Here is a 3,467-nt window from a genome sequence, read left to right as displayed (position 1 = left end):
GCTAAAGCTTGATGCCGTGCGCCTTTATCCAAGCGTCGATATCACCGAGCTTAGTATGATCGTGCGCGATTTCGTGCCTTATACTGCGTTTAATCTAAAAAATTTAGGCAAATTTGAAGTGCTTGGCATGGGCGAGCATATCGCCGTGGACGCGTCGCTTGCGATCTTAGCCGCGCTAAATGAAACCTCTCTCGCGCAAATTAGGCAAAATTTGCTAAATTTTAAAGGCATCAAAAAGCGCTTCGATATCCTCACTGCTAGCAGGAAATTCGTACTCATCGACGACTACGCGCACCATCCGACCGAGATCAAGGCCACTTTGCAATCAGTCTTTGAATACGCCAAACTGCTAGGCATCACCAAGATCACGGCGATCTTTCAGCCGCACAGATTTACACGTCTGAGCGCAAATTTGCAGGGCTTTAAAGAGTGTTTTGAGGGCATAGACGAGCTAGTTATCCTGCCTGTTTATGCCGCGGGCGAGACGCCGATAGATATAAATTTAAAAGAGGAGTTTAAACGCTACAACCCAGTGATGACGCAAAAAGTCGCGCGCGAGGGCGAGGGGATTGCTTTTACGGATGAGTTTGGCGTGAAAAACCTACTCGATGACGGCCTAGTGATCGGCTTTGGCGCGGGCGACATCACATATCAGCTAAGAGGCGACGTATGAGGGTCATAATTGTACTTTTAGGCGTGCTTGCCGCGATCGCGATATTTAGCGTGAGCGACGAGAAGCTAAGCAAAAAGGCGAAATTTATCATCACTTTTTCGGTGATTTTTGTTGCGGCGGCGCTGTATTTTTACGAGACCAGGCTAGAAAGCGAGCAGGGCAAAAGGCTGGAACTGGTCGCGTTTTTTAACCAAGGCAAAACCCTAAAATGCGGAAATTTCGACGTAAATAACACTAAATTTAACTATGAGTTCGGCACGTCCTCTTTTGTCGCTAAACGCGCGGCAAAGGAGCTAAACAGCGTCAAGATCGCGCTTGATGGTTGCGAATTTAAAGGCGAATAATTGCGAAATTTTAAAGATAATCAAAATTTGACCCAAGGCGGCGTTTGGAGGGCAGACGAGCGAGAAAATAACGTCTATCGCGAGCAAAGAAACGGCGATGTTTCAGACGCCGCGGCGCACCGAGAGCAAAAAGAATTTACAAACGCGGAAGGCTTTGAGCGGCTTATAAAAATTTTAGACCTGCAAGGCTATATGGAGCGGTTTAACTCCTTTTTAGCGCGCCCAAAGCCGCTTTTTATGGCGGGCGACAGCAGGTTGCATTACGAGAAAATTTTAGAACTCTCGCAAAAGCAGTTTGATCCGCCCGCACCGGCTCAAAACCTAGATGACGCGCTCGTTCGCCTTAGCAAGCAAGCGACGCTGCATGTGAGCGAGATTTTTGAGTTTGCTAAGATTATTAGCTACTTTACCTACCTAAAAACGCTTAAATTTGAAGGCAAACTGGGCGAGTGGCTCGCTAAAATCGAGATCCCGCAGCCGATGTTAAAGCTCGCAAACTCATTTGACAAAAACGGCGAGCTAAAAGACGAAGTGGACGAGCGCCTGGGCGGTATCAGAGACGCCTTTAGCGCCAAAAGAGCGCAAATAGACGCCGATCTGCGCCGCCTCATCTACTCAAAATCCATCACGCCATACCTCGTCGATACGCAGGTGCACTACATCAGCTCGGTCGAGGCGCTGCTCGTGCGAGGCGGGTTTAACCACGTGCTAAAGGGCACGGTCGTGGCTAGAAGCTCGGGCGGATACTTCTACGTCGCGCCAGAAAACATCCAAAAACTCAAAAAAGAGCAAAGCGAGCTACTGGATAAAAAAGAGGAAATCGTCTATGAGCACTGCAAAATTTTTAGCTCCGCGATGCACAAGGGCCTCCTGTTTTTAAAATTTATAAACGGCGCGTTTGACGTATTTGACGCCTACTGCGCGCGGGTTTTTACGGCTAAAAGCGCGGATTTTGAGTTCGTGCTGCCAAGCGGCGGGTCAAATTTAAAGCTGGCAAATTTCGCCCATCCCGCGCTAAAAAATCCAAAAAGCATCAGCATAGACTTTAGCAAAAAGGTGCTACTGATCACGGGCGTAAACGCGGGCGGTAAATCGATGCTGCTAAAATCGCTGATAGCCGCAGCCTTTCTAGCTAAATACCTACTGCCGATGCGCATAAACGCGCAAAAATCGCAGATCGGAAATTTTAAAGAATTTGACGCCATCATCGAGGATCCGCAAAACGTGAAAAACGACATCTCGACCTTTGCCGGGCGTATGGTGCATTTTTCCAAGCTTTTTACGAAGAAAAATCTGCTCATAGGAGTCGATGAGATTGAGCTGGGAACGGATTTTGAGGAGGCGGCTAGCCTATACGGCGTGATGATCGAGCGGCTGATGAGCCAGGATATCAAGATGATCATCACCACCCACCACAAGCGCCTTGCTATGCTGCTAGCTAAAAACCCCGACGTAGAGCTGGTCGCGGCGCTATATGATGAGGAAAACTCGCGGCCTAAATTTGAGTTTTTAAAGGGTACGATCGGTAAATCATACGCCTTTGAGACCGCGGCTAGATACGGCATCGCGGCAAATTTGGTCGCGCAGGCGAAGAAAATCTACGGCGAGGACAAAGAAAATCTAAACGAAATCATCACAAAGACGCTGAATTTAGAGGTGCAGCTCAAAGAAAAGCTCGAAAGCGCGGAGAAAAAAGAGCAAAAGCTAGACTCGCTAATCGAAAATTTAAAAGAGCAAAAAGAGCGCGCCGAGGCCGAGCAGCACGAGGTTATAACGCGGCTGGAGCGGGAGTATTTTAAGGCGATAAATGAGGCTAGGCGAGCGATAAATCTAGACGATACCAAAGAAAAACAGCGCGCCCTAAACCGCGCAAACGAGGCTAAACGCGCCGTGCAAAAGCCAGAAATCTCCGCCCCACCCCAGCTAAAGGTCGGCGACCGCGTAAAATACGGCAAGATAAAGGGTGTCGTCTCAAGTCTGGGCAAAAATGACGCCGTGATACAAACCGATAACGTTAGCATGCGCGTGCCGATAAATCAGCTAAAAATCAGCGGCGAAACGCCTGCACCGCCTAAAAAATCAGGCATAAATCTAAGCGTGCAAAAGCCGCAAAACGCCAGCGTCACGCTCGATCTGCACGGCTTGCGCGCGGATGAAGCGGTGCAAAAGCTGGATAAATTTATCTCAGATAGCCTAGTGATGGGCTTTGACGAGGTGCAGGTGTATCACGGCATCGGCACGGGCAAGCTCGCCTACGCGGTCAAAAATTTCTTGCGCGAACATCCGAGCGTGAAGGAGTTTTTCGACGCGCCGGCGGGGCAGGGGGGATTTGGAGCGCAGATAGTAAGGCTGTAAATTTGCCTTACTGCGGCTTGTCTCTTGCGTGCCTTTAAATGAGCTAAAAATTTCCTCCCTCGATGAACTATATGTTCTATCTTCGGTCGAAAATT

The 3,467-nt window shown here is 48.9% G+C and carries 3 protein-coding genes; all 3 read left to right on the top strand.

The features are described from left to right. A partial coding sequence (locus Q0314_RS01830; protein WP_298055887.1) for a cyanophycin synthetase occupies nt 1-673 on the top strand: 673 nt, incomplete at its 5' end. After that, nucleotides 670-1,017, top strand: coding sequence for a hypothetical protein (locus Q0314_RS01825; protein ID WP_298055886.1), 348 nt, complete (start codon nt 670-672; stop codon nt 1,015-1,017). The genes Q0314_RS01830 and Q0314_RS01825, both read left to right, overlap by 4 nt. Beyond that, nucleotides 1,018-3,372, top strand: coding sequence for an endonuclease MutS2 (locus Q0314_RS01820; protein ID WP_298055885.1), 2,355 nt, complete (start codon nt 1,018-1,020; stop codon nt 3,370-3,372). Nucleotides 3,373-3,467: the final 95 nt, after the last annotated feature.

The sequence above is a fragment of the uncultured Campylobacter sp. genome, from assembly GCF_938040115.1.
Classification (GTDB): domain Bacteria; phylum Campylobacterota; class Campylobacteria; order Campylobacterales; family Campylobacteraceae; genus Campylobacter_A.
This window is presented reverse-complemented; position numbering and strand designations above follow the sequence as displayed.

Bases quoted from the DNA above. Each gene is read 5' to 3' on its own strand.
- Q0314_RS01825 (WP_298055886.1), top strand. From the start codon at position 670: ATGAGGGTCATAATTGTACTTTTAGGCGTGCTTGCCGCGATCGCGATA.